At 64.1% G+C, this 12,472-nt stretch carries 14 protein-coding genes, 1 pseudogene and 1 riboswitch; of the genes and pseudogenes, 11 read left to right on the top strand and 4 right to left on the bottom strand.

Translation table 11 applies throughout. The features are described from left to right. The first annotated feature begins 13 nt into the window (after positions 1 to 13). The 3 genes from ABID59_RS33990 to ABID59_RS33980 are packed head-to-tail and all read left to right on the top strand — an operon-like array spanning position 14 to position 2,566. Entirely contained in the window at positions 14 to 568 is a 555-nt protein-coding gene (locus ABID59_RS33990; protein ID WP_148752570.1) for a nucleoside 2-deoxyribosyltransferase, read from the top strand. A 26-nt stretch (positions 569 to 594) separates the two neighbouring features. After that, positions 595 to 1,329, top strand: coding sequence for a TlyA family RNA methyltransferase (locus ABID59_RS33985; protein ID WP_354086255.1), 735 nt, complete (start codon positions 595 to 597; stop codon positions 1,327 to 1,329). After that, the gene (locus ABID59_RS33980) at positions 1,322 to 2,566 is read left to right on the top strand and encodes a class I SAM-dependent RNA methyltransferase (RefSeq protein ID WP_354035998.1); all 1,245 of its coding nucleotides are present in this window, start codon (positions 1,322 to 1,324) and stop codon (positions 2,564 to 2,566) included. Before ABID59_RS33985 ends, ABID59_RS33980 begins: the two co-directional genes overlap by 8 nt. Here ABID59_RS33980 and ABID59_RS33975 read toward each other — a convergent pair. Then, positions 2,563 to 3,153 (bottom strand): hypothetical protein, encoded by a 591-nt coding sequence (locus ABID59_RS33975; RefSeq protein ID WP_354036020.1) that lies wholly within the window; start codon positions 3,151 to 3,153, stop codon positions 2,563 to 2,565. The two genes, ABID59_RS33980 and ABID59_RS33975, sit on opposite strands and share 4 nt — an antisense overlap. Before the next feature lie 253 nt (positions 3,154 to 3,406). Between ABID59_RS33975 and ABID59_RS33970 the strand changes: the two genes are divergently transcribed. After that, positions 3,407 to 4,465, top strand: coding sequence for a class I SAM-dependent methyltransferase (locus tag ABID59_RS33970; RefSeq protein ID WP_354086254.1), 1,059 nt, complete (start codon positions 3,407 to 3,409; stop codon positions 4,463 to 4,465). Between the two features lie 116 nt (positions 4,466 to 4,581). On the opposite strand, the pseudogene ABID59_RS33965 reads toward ABID59_RS33970, so the two are convergent. Together ABID59_RS33965 and ABID59_RS33960 are read right to left on the bottom strand one after the other, a co-directional pair. Further along, positions 4,582 to 5,212 (bottom strand): annotated as a pseudogene (locus ABID59_RS33965) (hypothetical protein). A gap of 124 nt (positions 5,213 to 5,336) precedes the next feature. Continuing rightward, entirely contained in the window at positions 5,337 to 6,215 is an 879-nt protein-coding gene (locus ABID59_RS33960; RefSeq protein ID WP_148752576.1) for a DUF1194 domain-containing protein, read from the bottom strand. A 239-nt stretch (positions 6,216 to 6,454) separates the two neighbouring features. Then, a riboswitch (Fluoride riboswitch) is annotated at positions 6,455 to 6,533 on the top strand. Positions 6,534 to 6,623: 90 nt separating this feature from the next. On the opposite strand from ABID59_RS33960, the gene ABID59_RS33955 reads away from it, so the two are divergent. The 5 genes from ABID59_RS33955 to clpS are packed head-to-tail and all read left to right on the top strand — an operon-like array spanning position 6,624 to position 9,367. Continuing rightward, on the top strand, positions 6,624 to 7,835 hold the full coding sequence (locus tag ABID59_RS33955; RefSeq protein WP_354086253.1) for an MFS transporter: 1,212 nt from the start codon (positions 6,624 to 6,626) through the stop codon (positions 7,833 to 7,835). Between the two features lie 16 nt (positions 7,836 to 7,851). Beyond that, on the top strand, positions 7,852 to 8,241 hold the full coding sequence (crcB, locus tag ABID59_RS33950; protein ID WP_148752578.1) for a fluoride efflux transporter CrcB: 390 nt from the start codon (positions 7,852 to 7,854) through the stop codon (positions 8,239 to 8,241). Positions 8,242 to 8,247: 6 nt separating this feature from the next. After that, positions 8,248 to 8,676, top strand: a complete 429-nt coding sequence (crcB, locus tag ABID59_RS33945) for a fluoride efflux transporter CrcB (RefSeq protein ID WP_354086252.1) — start codon at positions 8,248 to 8,250, stop codon at positions 8,674 to 8,676. 2 nt (positions 8,677 to 8,678) lie between these two features. Then, a complete protein-coding gene (locus ABID59_RS33940) occupies positions 8,679 to 9,020 on the top strand; it encodes a DUF190 domain-containing protein (protein WP_148752580.1) in 342 nt (113 codons plus the stop codon). A 41-nt stretch (positions 9,021 to 9,061) separates the two neighbouring features. Further along, positions 9,062 to 9,367, top strand: coding sequence for an ATP-dependent Clp protease adapter ClpS (clpS, locus tag ABID59_RS33935; RefSeq protein WP_354086251.1), 306 nt, complete (start codon positions 9,062 to 9,064; stop codon positions 9,365 to 9,367). 4 nt (positions 9,368 to 9,371) lie between these two features. Here clpS and ABID59_RS33930 read toward each other — a convergent pair whose 3' ends face one another. After that, positions 9,372 to 10,361: a LysR family transcriptional regulator gene (locus ABID59_RS33930; RefSeq protein WP_354086250.1), complete on the bottom strand. Its 990-nt coding sequence runs from the start codon at positions 10,359 to 10,361 to the stop codon at positions 9,372 to 9,374. An 82-nt stretch (positions 10,362 to 10,443) separates the two neighbouring features. On the opposite strand from ABID59_RS33930, the gene leuC reads away from it, so the two are divergent. Both leuC and leuD read left to right on the top strand, forming a co-directional pair. Continuing rightward, on the top strand, positions 10,444 to 11,868 hold the full coding sequence (gene leuC / locus ABID59_RS33925) for a 3-isopropylmalate dehydratase large subunit (protein ID WP_354086249.1): 1,425 nt from the start codon (positions 10,444 to 10,446) through the stop codon (positions 11,866 to 11,868). Then, positions 11,865 to 12,464 carry a 3-isopropylmalate dehydratase small subunit gene (gene leuD, locus ABID59_RS33920; protein WP_148752583.1) on the top strand — a complete coding sequence of 200 codons (600 nt, stop codon included), beginning with the start codon at positions 11,865 to 11,867 and terminating at the stop codon, positions 12,462 to 12,464. The genes leuC and leuD overlap by 4 nt, the downstream gene beginning before the upstream one ends. Positions 12,465 to 12,472 lie beyond the last annotated feature (8 nt).

The raw sequence follows: 12,472 nt of genomic DNA, 5'->3' as shown, positions 1-12,472 counted from the left end.
CAGTGCGACGTTCATGAAAATCTATCTGGCAGGTCCCGACGTGTTCCTGCCGGATGCGGTCGAGATCGGCCGGCAGAAGGCCGCGATCTGCGCTGCCCATGGCCTCACCGGCCTGTATCCGCTCGACAACGCCATCGACCTCGCCACGCCTGACGCTTCGCGGCAGATCTTTGCCGGCAACGAGGCCATGATGGACGATGCCGACGCCATCATTGCCAATCTGACGCCGTTCCGCGGCGCCGGCGCCGATCCGGGCACTGTCTACGAGCTCGGCTACATGGCCGGCCGCCGCAAGTTTTGCATGGCCTATTCCAACGATGGCACCACCTACGCCGACCGTGTCGGCCGCTTCATGCACGTCGCCTCCGAGGACGGGCGGCTGGTCGACGCACAGGGGCTGACGGTCGAGGATTTTGGCCTCGTCGACAATCTCATGATGATCCATGCGCTGGAGCTGCACGGCTGCCCGCTGGTGACGCCGGCCAAGCAGCCCGTCGACGTTTGGCACGATCTCGCCACGTTCGAGACTTGCGTCCGGATGGCAGCCGCGCGATTGATCGCTAGATAAGCGCTTCAGTCGTCTTTGGAGAACCGATGTCCCCTGCCCGCAAGCGCGCGGATGTTCTGCTGGTCGAGCGCGGCCTGTTCGAGAGCCGGGCGCGGGCGCGCGCGGCGATCGAGGCCGGCCTCGTCAGGGCTAACGACAAGCAGGTCGCAAAGCCCTCGGAGACGATCGCCGAGGACGCGGTGATCCAGGCCGAGCCTGCGCACCCTTACGTCTCGCGCGGCGGCGTCAAGCTCGCGGGCGCACTGGAGCGCTACCCAATCGACATCGAGGACCATGTCTGCCTCGACGTCGGCGCCTCCACCGGCGGCTTTACCGAGGTGCTACTGGCCAACGGCGCGAGCCTGGTGTTCGCCATCGACGTCGGCACCAGCCAGCTGCATGCTTCGCTGCGCGATCATCCCAAGATCGTGTCGATAGAGGAGACCGATATCCGCAGCTATGAAGGCAAGCGACTACCGGCGCGGCCCGATGTCGTCGTCATCGACGTCAGCTTTATTTCGCTCAAGGCGGTGCTGCCCGTGGCGCTGTCGCTCGCGGCTGCGCCGATGAGCCTGCTCGCCCTGATCAAGCCGCAGTTCGAGGCGGATCGGAAGCACAACAAGAAAGGCATCATCCGCCACGCCGCGGTGCATCAGGAGATCTGCGACGACATCGCGGCCTTTGCCGCGTCGCTCGGCTGCACCGACATCGAGGTGTTTCCCTCCCCGATTGCGGGCGGGGACGGCAACATCGAATTCTTCCTGGGCGCGCACCGTGGTTGAACGCGTCACGATCGATCATGTCGGCCATCGCGGCGATGGCGTCTCGCTGACGACCGGCGATGCGGTCTACGTGCCCTACACGCTTGGCGGCGAGAGTGTCGAGGCAGACCATGTCGCGGGCCATCCTGACCGCCGCAAGCTGCTCGCGGTCGACGTCGCAAGTCCCGAGCGTGTTGAGCCGTTCTGCCCGCATTTCGGCATCTGCGGCGGCTGCGCGATCCAGCATTGGGCGGCCGAGCCCTATCATGCCTGGAAGCGCAACATCGTGATCGAGACGCTGGCGCAGGCCGGCATCGATTGCGAGGTGGCGCCGCTGGTCGATGCCCATGGCGTTGGCCGCCGGCGCGTGACGCTGCACGGAAGGTTCGGCACGCATGACGTGCTGAAGGTCGGGTTCTCGGCGGCAAGCTCGCACGACGTGATCCCGATCCATCGCTGCCCGATCCTCGATCCCGCGCTCGATGGCGCGCTCGATGCCGCCTGGGCGCTCGCGGAACCGCTGACGTCAAAAATGCCAGTGACGAAGCCGCTCGATATCCAGGTCACCGCGACCGCCAGCGGCCTCGATGTCGACGTGCGCGGCTCCGGCCCGCTGCCGACGCCGCTGGTCACGGCGCTGTCGCGCGTCGCCGAGCAGCATCGCCTGGCGCGGCTGACGCGGCATGGCGAGCTGGTGCTGCAACGCGTGCCGCCGACATTGCAGATGGGCCGCGCCGAGGTGACGCTGCCGCCGGGCTCGTTCCTGCAGGCGACGGTGGCGGGGGAAGAGACCCTCGCTGCACTCGTTGCCGAGCGCGTTGGCAAGGCAAAGGAGGTTCTCGACCTCTTCTGCGGCGTCGGCCCGTTCGCTCTGAGGCTCGCCGAGAAGGCGCGTGTCGCGGCTTACGACAACGACGCCGGCGCGATTGCCGCGCTCGCGAAGGCCGCGCGCACGCCGGGGCTCAAGCCGATCAAGGCCGAGCCACGCGACCTGTTCCGCCGTCCGCTGGTGCCGCCGGAGCTGCGCGATTTCGATGCCGTGGTGTTCGATCCGCCGCGCCAGGGCGCACAGGCGCAGGCGCTCAAGCTTGCCGCGAGCAAGGTGCCTGTCGTGATTGCGGTATCCTGCAACGTCGCAACCTTTGGCCGCGACGCGCGGCTCTTGATCGACGGCGGCTACAAGATCGACGCGGTAGTGCCCGTCGACCAATTCCGCCACACGCCACATGTGGAGCTGGTGGCAAAGTTTACGCGTTAGCGCCGAAGCGCGCCCAACGCCGGCGACTCGCCCGGCAGCATGTTCGACCTGATGTCGCTGTCCATACGGCCCGAGTCCCGCTGGGTGAACCCGGCTCCGAACGACAGGCTGAGGTTAGATGTCGGCCTGAATTCGACACCGCCAAATGCGCCATAGCCGGGTGCAGCGCCGGAGGTCAGCGGCGCAACCGAACTGCCAATGCCGTTGCCATATTTCAGTGTGTCGAAACCGGCAAAGAACGTCACGGGCATGCCGCCCGCGCTCTTCATGTTGTAGCCGAACTGCGTGCTGTCGTAGGACAGCGCGCTGAGATTGCCGGCCAGACCTGCCTGGCTGAAACCGCTCAGACCGAGATTGCCGCTCTGGCTTCCGACAAAGAAACCGGGGCGAAAGCCGTAACCGTCGCGGGCATCGCCGGCATTGAAGCTTGGAAAGTTGCCGTAGCTGTCGGCGCTGCTGCCAAGACCGAAAGCGCCGCCCGGAATCCAATACTGCAGGGGTGCGACCTGCGCATGAATGGGCGCCCCGCCGAGGCAAAGCACGGCGAGCAAAGCTGCAAAACCACAAGAGCGTGCGAGGCTGGACATTCCGGCTACCGTCAAAAGTGCTTCGATTATACCCTCCGAACATCGCGAATGCCAGCGGAGCAGCGCCGGCTGGCGCGTCATCAAGTTCCGGGATTACGTCTTGCCGACACGTTGAACCTCGCCCTCGCCGGATTGACCCACATAGAGGACGCACATGCTCAGGCCGCGGCTTTGACCGCGAAAGCCTGCGCAGTCTTGCAGCGCGCAATTGCGCAGACCCTTGAAAATGCCCAACGTTGGTATGGAGGCTGTCATGGAGGTCAATTCCGACAGGTTGAATGCCTTTATGGGAAAGATGATCACCGAGGTTGGGGCCGCGATCAACGCGTCGCTGGTCCTGCTGGGCGACAAGCTCGGTCTCTACCGCGTCCTTGCCGCCAAGGGACCTATGAATTCCGCTGAGCTGGCAAGCGCCACCGGAACGAACGAACGCTACGTCCGCGAGTGGCTGGCGAGCCAGGCGGCTTCCGGTTACGTGGAATACGACTCCGTTTCCCGCAAGTTCTCGATGCTGCCGGAACAAGCAATGGCGCTTGCCGACGAGGACAGCCCGGTGTTTCTCGGCGCAGTCGGCAATGTCATCGCCGCGGCGTTTCTCGACGAGCCGAAGATTACGGATGCATTCAAGTCCGGTAAGGGCGTCGGCTGGAACCGGCGCAGCGAGTGCCTGTTCTGCGGCACCGCCCGCTTCTTCCGCACCGGCTACATGCATCATCTGGTGCAAGAGTGGTTGCCCGCGCTCGACGGTGTCGTAGACAAACTGAAGCGTGGCGCCAAGGTCGCCGATGTCGGTTGCGGGCACGGCGTCTCGACGCGGCTGATGGCGGAAGCCTTCCCGAACTCGCGCTTCTATGGCTTCGACTATCACGAGGGCTCGATCGAGGCGGCGCGCAAGGCGGCAGCCGAGGCCAAGCTCGGCGAGCGCGTCAGCTTCGCGGTTCACTCGGCCAAGACCTATCCGGCCGAGGGCTACGATCTCGTCTGCTTCTTCGATTGCCTGCACGACATGGGCGATCCCGTCGGCGCCATCAGCCATGTGCGTCAAACCATGGCGAAGGACGGCACCTGCATGCTGGTCGAGCCGTTCGCGGGCGACCGCCTCGAGGACAACCTCAACCCGGTCGGGCGCGTCTACTATGCGGCGTCGACCATGATCTGCACGCCGGCCTCGCTCGATCAGGAGGTGGGCCTCGCGCTCGGCGCGCAAGCCGGCGAGGCAAGGCTGCGCAAGGTCGCCAGCGAAGGCGGCCTGTCGCGCTTCCGTCGCGCCGCCGAAACACCCTTCAACCTGATCCTGGAGGCACGGATCTGATCTTCACCGGGCGCCGCAATCCAGACTGTCACTGAGGAGAGATTCTGGATTGCTTCGCTGCGCTCGCAAAGACGATGCGGAGACAATGCAGCCCAACAGGAAGCAGCCGTAAGCGGCTACGCCGTCATGTCGACCGAGGACGATGAATCCGCCGGCGGATATTTGGTCACCGGCACCATGAAGGACTTCATGCCGACCTGGTAGATGATCTTGCCATTCTTCCCGTCATCCATCGCGATCTGGGATTGCCCGAACATGATGACGTTCTTGTAGACGATGCCGGTGCCCTGGCGGGTGATGCCGTCGGTGGTGACGTTGACCTGCGCTTCGTTGCCGTTGACGGACAGCACGCGAAAGCTCGCGCTCTTGCCGTTGTCGCTGGAATAGCCGCCCCAGCTTCCCATCAGACGGCTGTCGGAGGCCGGCGGCGCTTGTTTCGCCAGCGTCGCGGTCTGCTTGCCGGCGCCTCCCGCCGAGAACAACAGCACGAGGTTCTTGCCGTCCTTGGTGCCGACCGTCACCGAAGGTGATGAGCGAGCCGGTGATCTGGGCAAAACCACGCTCGGTGTGCCCGTTATGGGTGTACTCGACCTGTGCACGGCTGCCGCGGATGTTCACGACCTTGAAGCCGACGGGCTGGTTATTGCCTGCCCAATTGCCCTTCCATTCACCGAGCAGAGCGCTCAGGTGATACATCCGCTCATTGGCGGGCGAAATCTGGCTGGTGCTTTGCGTGACGATGGCCATGAATCTGCTCGGAAGCAGCGTCAGAAACATTCAGAAACACATCGAATAGGCCACGCCGCAGTTAATGAACGGTTAATCCAACCATCGCGCGCGGCGAGACAATTGGCCTCACCGGGGTGGAACTTTAGCGGCCCCAGCGGTCCGACCAGATTTTCTCGCCGATCAGGCAGTTCACGCGCGGCTCCTTGTCCTTCTCCGCAACGTGTACGACCGGATGCTCGGGTGTGCGGCCGGCAACTTCCATCAGCAGCTTGGTGCGGATCGCTTCCTTGAACTTTTCGCGATCCTTGATCGAGATCACAAAGGAGCCGGGACCGCCGATGACGCAATCCTCGTAATAGTAATCGAGGTTGTCGATATCCATGGTCGAATAGGATGGCTCCTTCACCATGATCGGCAGGCCGTTGATGATGATGCCTTTCTCGAGCGCAGCATCCCGCGCCAAGGTGACCGGGCTGCCATTGTTGTTGGGGCCGTCGCCGGAGATGTCGATGACGCGGCGAATTCCGCGATAGGGATCCTCATCGAACAGCGGCATCGCAAATCCGATCGCGCCGGAGATCGAGGTGCGTGAGGCGCGCCGGATTGGCGTCTTCATGATCTCGGTTGCGACCGCGTCCGCCGTCTCCGGTCCGTCGATGAGACGCCACGGGATGATGATCTTCTGATCGGAGGACGCGGCCCATTCGAAATAGGTCACCGCGATCCTGCCGTTGGGGCCGACCTTCAGCGCCTGCAAAAACTCCTTGGACTGGATCGCCTGCGCATAACCCTCGCGCTGAATCGCGAGTTCGTCCATGTCCATGGAGTAGGAGACGTCGACCGCGAGGATCAGCTCGACATCGACCGACTGCGCGTCACCGTCGGCCGCCTGTCGCTGATGTCTTGACGGTTCAAATTTCGGCGGTTCAAATTTAGGACTTGGTGCCGCGATGCCCGCGACATCCCCTCCGGCAAGCACGCCGGCCACCAGCACAGCCCCGATCGAGAACAGCAAGCGCATCGCAGCCTCCCGTCGTATGACGCGATGGTGACATGCAAACGGCTTGCCGCAAAGTGCGAAGATCGCTTGTGCTTCACATTCAGGTTAGAGATTTGCAGGTTAGATATTTGCCAGGTTAGAGATTTGCGCGTTGGGATTTTCGTGCGTTGCGCGAAACCGCCGCCATATAGCCACGCTGGCGCCGCCATGGGACAGAGCGCCCGCCTACTTGTTCCCTGTGATTTCCATGCTAGGCTGACCATGCAGATGGGGATGGAGTCCCCCGACAACCGCCCGGCGGCCGAACGACCGTAGTGGGCTGATGACTCCTGCTTGAGGTGAGGCATTCATGAGCCTCTGCCTTAGGCGGGAGCATGGACAAGCCCGCCGCTGGCGGGTTTTTTGTTGTCTGAATACGAAGGTCAGGACGTGACGACGACCACACCGAATGCTGCGCGCACCAGGCTGCCCAGGGGAATCTGGGTGCTCGGCTTCGTCTCGATGCTGATGGACATCTCCTCCGAGATGATCCACGCGCTGCTGCCGGTCTATCTCGTCGCCGTGCTCGGCGCCTCCACGCTCACCGTCGGCTTCATCGAGGGTATCGCGGAGGCAACCGCTTCGATCACGAAAATCTTCTCCGGCGCGTTGTCGGACTGGCTCGGCCGGCGCAAGCTGCTCGCCGCCCTCGGCTATGGCCTGGCCGCCCTGACCAAGCCACTGTTCCCGCTCGCCCCCAGCGTCGGCTGGCTGGTCGCGGCGCGCTTCATCGACCGCGTCGGCAAGGGCATCCGCGGCGCCCCCCGCGATGCGCTGATCGCCGATATCTCGCCGGCGGGCCTGCGCGGCGCGAGCTTCGGCCTGCGACAATCGCTCGATACGGTCGGCGCCTTCGTAGGACCACTCGCCGCGATCGGCCTGATGTGGTGGACGGCGGATCATTTTGCCGCGGTGTTCTGGGTGGCCGTCGTACCGGCGTTTTTGTCCTTTGGCCTGATCGCATTCGCGCTCAATGAGCCGGAGCCGGACGCAAGTCGAAAGCCTGCCAAGAACCCTCTCAACACCGCCGCCATGCGGCAGCTGGGGCCCGTATACTGGCGCGTCGTCGCGGTCGGCGTCGTCTTCACGCTCGCCCGCTTCAGCGAGGCCTTCCTGATCCTGCGTGCGCAGAACATCGGCCTCAATGCGATGTGGGTGCCGGCGGTGCTGGTGCTCATGAACATCACCTACGCGCTCTCGGCCTATCCGGCCGGTGTGCTGTCGGATCGGATCAACCGGACTGCCCTGCTCGCGCTCGGCCTCGTTTTTCTCGCCGGCGCCGACCTCGCACTCGCACTGCTGCCGAGCCTCCCCGGCCTCGCACTTGGCATCGTGCTCTGGGGTCTGCACATGGGACTGACGCAAGGCTTGCTCTCGGCCCTCGTCGCCGATACTGCACCATCAGCGCTGCGCGGCACCGCCTTCGGCTATTTCAACCTGTTCACTGGGCTTGCCTTGCTGGCCGCGAGCGTGATCGCCGGCGCGCTGTGGGACGCCTATGGTCCGGTCAGCACCTTCCTAGCAGGGCTTGGCTTCGCGCTGGCCGCGCTCGCGGGACTGCTTGCCGTCGGCAACGACTTGAGAACGGAGAGCAAGGAATGACGGGAGACGGTTCATCGTGCTGAGCGGAGTGATCGCAATCATGGTCGGCTGCGTGCTGGGCGGCTGCGCCCGCTATTTCGTTTCCGGCGTGATCGCGCGGCGAATGGGGGAGACCTTTCCCTGGGGCACCATGACGATCAACGTCACTGGCGCCTTCCTGATCGGCATCTTCGGCGCGCTCGCGACCCATCCCGGCTCGGTGTTCGCCGCACCCAATCCGTGGCTGTTTGCCGTGACGGGGTTCCTCGGCTGCTACACCACGGTGTCTTCGTTCAGCCTGCAAACGCTGACACTCGCCCGTAACGGTGAGCCGGCGCACGCACTCGGCAATGTCGTGTTCTCGGTTGGACTGTGCCTCCTCGCCGTCAGTTGCGGCTTCTTCCTCGCCGACGGCTTTGGGGGCTAGAGGCGGATGAAATTGCCCTCTTTCACCGACCGCTGGCCCAGCGCGATGCTTTATGCCTGGGTTTCCTTCGGGAGCATCCTTGGCGGGCTGGCGCGCTATTTCGTCTCGCTCGTGCTCGAGACCGGCCCGGGTTTTCCGTTTGCGACGCTGTTCATCAACGCCACGGGATCCATGATCATCGGCTTTTATGCGACGTTGACCGGTCCTGACGGCCGCGTGCTGGCGCGGCCCGAGCACCGGCAGCTCGTCATGACCGGGTTCTGCGGCGGCTACACCACGTTCTCGGCCTTCAGCCTGGAAACCTTCCGCCTGTTCCATGACGGCATGAAATTGACCGCGCTCGCCTATGTCGCCGCGTCCATCGTCTGCTGGCTGGTGTCGGTCTGGCTCGGCCATATGATGGCGAGCCGCTACAACCGCTTGAAAAGGAGTTGACCATGCAGATCCCCAATCAGGCTGTTTCACTCCGCATTTTCATCGGCGAGAGCGACTATTGCGAGGGCAAGCCGCTCTATGAAGCAATCGTGCTAAAGGCGCGCGAGCTGCACCTTGCCGGTGCCACAGTGCTGCGCGGCCCCATGGGCTTCGGCAAGTCGAGCCGGCTACACACCTCGAAGATCCTGCGGCTGTCGGAGGATCTGCCGTTGCTGATCGAGATCGTCGACAGCGAGGACAACATCAACGCATTCCTGCCCATCCTGGATGGCATGATGTCGAGCGGGCTGATCACCTTGGAGAAGGTGCAGGTCCTGCAATATGGTAAGAAGGCCGCGAGCTGATCGCCGGCAGGAACCCAAGCCCGCCGTTTCCGGGAGGCGGAATGAACGACACTGTCACCACGCCGAAAACCAGGACCAGGACCAAGGTCGAGCGGCCAAAGCTGCACAAGGTCATCCTGATCAACGACGACTACACCCCGCGTGAATTCGTAACCATGATCCTGAAGGCCGAATTCCGCATGACCGAGGATCAGGCCTACAAGGTCATGATCACCGCGCACAAGTTGGGCGCCTGTGTGGTCGCCGTGTTCACCAGGGACGTCGCTGAAACCAAGGCCACCCGCGCCACCGACGCCGCCCGCACCAAAGGCTATCCGCTGCTGTTCACGACGGAGCCGGAGGAATAGGGCTTTAGCCCCGGCTCCGACGCACGCGAGGCGCCTTGCGCCGGCTGCTCGTGGGCGGATGCTCCTGAACGTGCGTCCAGAACGCTTCGGCCGCCGGCGTCAGTCGCGATCGCGGGCGGAACACGCGGATCTCGATCGGTATCTCCCACTCCTGTCCGCCGGCCTTCACCAGCGCGCCCGATGCAAGCTGATCAACGATGAGGCTCTCGGGAAGCCAGGCCATGCCGCGGCCGGCCTGGACCATGGTGACGAGAAGCTTTGCAAGATGCGACGTGAACGCCGGTTTCAGATGCGCGCCAAGCGGCGAGGTCGAACGTACCGCGTCGAGGATTTTTCCCATTCCGGACTCCTGACGGTAGCTCAGGACCTGCACCGGTGCGTCTTCCGTTCCAGGAAGCCTGAAGCGCGCGGCCCTGCCTGATCGCGATGCCGGCACGGATGCCGGGATCAGGCAGTCGTCGCCGACATGAGCCGAGCGGAATTGCGAGGTCGTCAGCGCTGTGACGACGGCGGGATGATGGTGGCAAAGCAAAAAGTGCACCTCGCCCGCAAGCAGCATGCGCTCGCACGCCTCCATGTGGTTGGCGACCAGCTGGACGTTCGGCACGAATGACAGCATCGTTTCGATTCCGCGCAGCCAGTCCGGAAAGAACGTCAGCGACAGCGCATTGGTCGATGCGAATTTCAACACGTCGGAAGCGCCGCGCGCGAGCTCCTGTGCCTCCAGGCGGCCGGCGGACAGGCGGCGGACGATGTCCTCGGCGGTCAGGCGGAATGCATCACCGGCGGGCGTGAGGCTGACCGCGTGGGTCGTGCGCTCGAACAGCGCCGCCCCGGCCCACACTTCCAGCGCCTTGATCCTGCGGCTCAGAGCCGGCTGCGACGAATTCCGCTGCTCGGCCGCGCGCGAAAAGCTGCGGGCCGATGCCACCGCGATGAAATCGTGCAGCCAGTTGATCTCCATGGCACCGCCTTGCTTATGCAAATACCGCATAATCATATCACGAGGTGACATTGGATTTCCAGAAGGCCGTCCTGCACCCTCGAAGAAAGTCAGATTTCTCTGGAGAGGCCGAATGTCCGGGCGCACGCTCTACGACAAGCTGATCGATACGCATATGGTTCGGCGCCTCGACGATGACGGGCTGGTGCTGCTCTATGTCGATCGTACCGTGCTCAACGAATATACCAGCCCGCAGGCCTTTGCCGGCCTGCGCGCCGCCGGACGCAAGGTCTGGAATCCGTCCGCAGCGCTGATGGTGGTCGATCACGTCAATCCGACCGCGGCTCGCCGCACACGACAGATGCCGGATGCCGACGCCGCGCGTCAGGTCGATTATTTCGCCGACAACGCCCGCGACTTCGGCATCGAATATTTCGACATCCTCGATCCGCGCCAGGGCATCGAGCATGTCGTCGCCCCCGAGCAAGGGTTGGTCATGCCGGGCATGGTCATCGCCGCCGGAGACAGCCACACCACCGCGTACGGCGCCTTCGGCGCGCTCGGCTACGGCGTCGGCACCTCCGACATCGAGCATTATCTGGCGACGTCGACGGTGTGCTACCGCCGACTGAAGACGATGCGCATCCATGTGACCGGGCATCCACCGCTCGGGGTGACGCCGAAGGACATCGTCATGGAGATCATCCGCCGCATCGGCGCCGATGGAGCCACCGGCTATGCGGTGGAATTCGCCGGCCCTGCCGTGACAGAGATGAGCGTCGAGGGACGCATCGTGATGTCGATCATGATCGTCGAAGCCGGCGCACGCGGCGTCGTCATCGCGCCCGACCAGAAGGTGCTCGATTATCTCAAGGGGCGGCCACGTGCGCCGAAGGGCGAGATGTGGGACCGCGCCGCAAAGACCTGGTTGCAGCTTCGCTCCGATTCCGACGCCCGCTTCGACCGGGAGATGACGATAGATGCCGGCGCTGTCGCACCGCTGGTGACATGGGGCACCAGCCCGGACCAGGCGATCGCCGTGACCGATCGCGTGCCGGATCCCGACAGCAATGTCACGGCGGAGCGCAAGACGGCGGACACACGTGCGCTCGCCTATATGGGCCTGACGGCGGGAACGCCGATCCAGTCGGTGCCGATCGATTTCGCCTTCATCGGCTCATGCACCAATTCGCGCATCGAGGATCTGCGCGATGCGGCGCGCATCTTCAGGGGCCGTCACGTCGCAACCGGCGTCCGCGCGATCGTCGTTCCCGGATCGACACAAGTCCGCGCGCAAGCCGAAGCGGAGGGGATCGCGCAGATCCTGATCGATGCGGGCGTGGAGTGGCGGCAATCGGGCTGCTCGATGTGCCTTGCGATGAACGACGACATTCTCGCGCCGGGGCAGCGCTCGGCCTCCTCGACCAACCGTAATTTCGAGGGCCGCCAGGGGCCCGGCGCGCGCACGCACCTGATGAGTCCGGCGATGGTCGCGGCCGCCGCCGTCACCGGCCGCATCACCGATGTGCGCGACCTGATCGGAGGAGATTTGCAATGACGCCGTTCCATCGCGTCTCCGGCGCTGCTGCACCGATGACGACGCCCAATATCGACACCGACGTGATCATGCCAAAGATGTTCCTGAAGGGTGTCGACCGCAGCGGTCTCGGCGACGGCGCCTTCAACCTGCTTCGGTTCATCGCGGGAAAGCCCAATCCAGATTTCGTGCTGAATAGGGACGGCTATCGTGACGCCAGCTTCCTGATCGTCGGATCGAATTTCGGCTGCGGGTCGAGCCGCGAGCACGCCGTATGGGGCCTCCAGCAGCTCGGCATTCGCGCCCTGATCGGCACCACCTTCGCCGGCATCTTCAACGACAATTGCGCCAATAACGGCCTGCTGACGATCAGCCTCGATGCCGCCACGGTCGGCACCCTCGCCGGCATCGTCGCGAGCCCTGCAAGCAACAGGCTCACTGTCGACCTCGAGCAGCAGACCATCCGCAGCGACGGCGGCACCATTCTCTTCGCGATCGAGTCGGCGCGGAAGGAGGCGTTCCTCACGGGGCGCGATGCGATCAGCTCGACGTTGGTCTTTTCCGATGACATCCGCGCCTTCGAGGCGCGGCACCGGGCGGACAATCCCTGGTTCTGAGCGCGAGC

This window comes from Bradyrhizobium sp. S3.3.6 (genome assembly GCF_040546905.1).
In the GTDB taxonomy this organism is placed as follows: domain Bacteria; phylum Pseudomonadota; class Alphaproteobacteria; order Rhizobiales; family Xanthobacteraceae; genus Bradyrhizobium; species Bradyrhizobium cytisi.
This window is presented reverse-complemented; position numbering and strand designations above follow the sequence as displayed.

What these genes read in the sequence shown, in the direction of transcription:
- ABID59_RS33990 (WP_148752570.1), top strand. Translation starts at nt 14, where the DNA reads ATGAAAATCTATCTGGCAGGTCCCGACGTGTTCCTGCCGGATGCGGTC.
- ABID59_RS33985 (WP_354086255.1), top strand. Translation starts at nt 595, where the DNA reads ATGTCCCCTGCCCGCAAGCGCGCGGATGTTCTGCTGGTCGAGCGCGGC.
- ABID59_RS33975 (WP_354036020.1), bottom strand. Translation starts at nt 3,153, where the DNA reads ATGTCCAGCCTCGCACGCTCTTGTGGTTTTGCAGCTTTGCTCGCCGTG.
- ABID59_RS33970 (WP_354086254.1), top strand. Translation starts at nt 3,407, where the DNA reads ATGGAGGTCAATTCCGACAGGTTGAATGCCTTTATGGGAAAGATGATC.
- ABID59_RS33960 (WP_148752576.1), bottom strand. Translation starts at nt 6,215, where the DNA reads ATGCGCTTGCTGTTCTCGATCGGGGCTGTGCTGGTGGCCGGCGTGCTT.
- crcB (WP_354086252.1), top strand. Translation starts at nt 8,248, where the DNA reads ATGAAATTGCCCTCTTTCACCGACCGCTGGCCCAGCGCGATGCTTTAT.
- ABID59_RS33940 (WP_148752580.1), top strand. Translation starts at nt 8,679, where the DNA reads ATGCAGATCCCCAATCAGGCTGTTTCACTCCGCATTTTCATCGGCGAG.
- clpS (WP_354086251.1), top strand. Translation starts at nt 9,062, where the DNA reads ATGAACGACACTGTCACCACGCCGAAAACCAGGACCAGGACCAAGGTC.
- ABID59_RS33930 (WP_354086250.1), bottom strand. Translation starts at nt 10,361, where the DNA reads ATGCGGTATTTGCATAAGCAAGGCGGTGCCATGGAGATCAACTGGCTG.
- leuC (WP_354086249.1), top strand. Translation starts at nt 10,444, where the DNA reads ATGTCCGGGCGCACGCTCTACGACAAGCTGATCGATACGCATATGGTT.
- leuD (WP_148752583.1), top strand. Translation starts at nt 11,865, where the DNA reads ATGACGCCGTTCCATCGCGTCTCCGGCGCTGCTGCACCGATGACGACG.